Raw genomic sequence first — 513 nt, 5'->3', positions numbered from 1 at the left:
TGCAGGTGTCCGCGAACCGGTGGACGCCGGGAGCGACCTCGGTGAACGCGCTCATACCGTGGTCGGCTCCTTCTCGGCGCGCTCGCCCCGTTCCTCGCGGGCCGTGCGGTAGCCGCGCCACAGCTCCGCGATCTCGTCGAGGTCGGCGTCGGTCACCGCCTCGCGGCTGCTGTCGATGGATTCGACGTAGTACAACGCCGGAACGCCCAGTTCGGGCTGGATGCGCGAGTAGGCCAGCCACTCGTCGCGGTTCGGCATCGGCCACTGGTCCGTGTCGATCGGGTGCCCAGGGAGCGACGCCGCCGCGATGTCGCGACGGAAGCGCAGCTGGTCGGCGACGGGCACCGGGTCGCCGTGGACGGAATCCTCGAGCACGTCGTTGAGGCGCACCATGTCGGTGACGCCCGAGAACGAGGGATGCACGGTGTGCGTGACCACCAGCGCATCCGGCTTCGCGGCCTTGGCCGCCTCGTGGATGGTGCGGACGATCGCGTGCAGCGCGCTGACGCCCCA

General features: G+C 70.6%; 1 protein-coding gene. It reads right to left on the bottom strand.

Annotated elements, in window-relative coordinates:
* Positions 1-51 precede the first annotated feature (51 nt).
* A partial coding sequence (locus SB717_RS33505; RefSeq protein WP_410907113.1) for a hypothetical protein occupies positions 52-513 on the bottom strand: 462 nt, incomplete at its 5' end.

It is taken from the genome of Priestia sp. SIMBA_032 (genome assembly GCF_046535215.1).
GTDB lineage: Bacteria > Bacillota > Bacilli > Bacillales > Bacillaceae_H > Priestia > Priestia aryabhattai.
Note: the sequence above shows the minus strand (reverse complement) of the source record. Positions and strands in the feature narration are given on the sequence as shown.